At 67.2% G+C, this 375-nt stretch carries 1 protein-coding gene; it reads right to left on the bottom strand.

All coding sequences use genetic code 11. The annotated features are described in order from the left end of the window. Positions 1–164: 164 nt before the first annotated feature. A partial coding sequence (locus SB717_RS34085; protein WP_410907242.1) for a hypothetical protein occupies positions 165–375 on the bottom strand: 211 nt, incomplete at its 5' end.

Here is a 375-nt window from a genome sequence, read left to right as displayed (position 1 = left end):
CGCGGATGAGGTCCCGACGACGTGATTTCGTAGTCTGACTCACGTGAGCCAGTCTGCCGCTTCAACCGAAGATGAATGGCGTGACGACACCGGTTGCGGGAAGCGATCAACCCATCCCTAGCCTGTCATTGGATCGATTGCCGATCCTCAACGGCGCCCGCGCGTCAGTGCGTCGTCACCGGGTGCAGCGCGTTCGAGATCGTGCACCCGGCCTCGCCGCGCTGCAACGTGACGTTCTGGGGGTGCCACACCTGGACCCTACCGTCGGCCGATCGCGTCCCGACCTTGCAGTCCGTGGTGCCCGAGATGCCGACCGCCGCGGCTAGGACCGAGCCCTCCGCCCCGCTGTCGCGGGTGAGGTGCGCGCCGCTCACC

Source organism: Priestia sp. SIMBA_032 (genome assembly GCF_046535215.1).
GTDB classification, from domain to species: domain Bacteria; phylum Bacillota; class Bacilli; order Bacillales; family Bacillaceae_H; genus Priestia; species Priestia aryabhattai.
The sequence above is the reverse complement of the archived record's forward strand: the minus strand, read 5'-3'. Positions and strand labels throughout refer to the sequence as shown.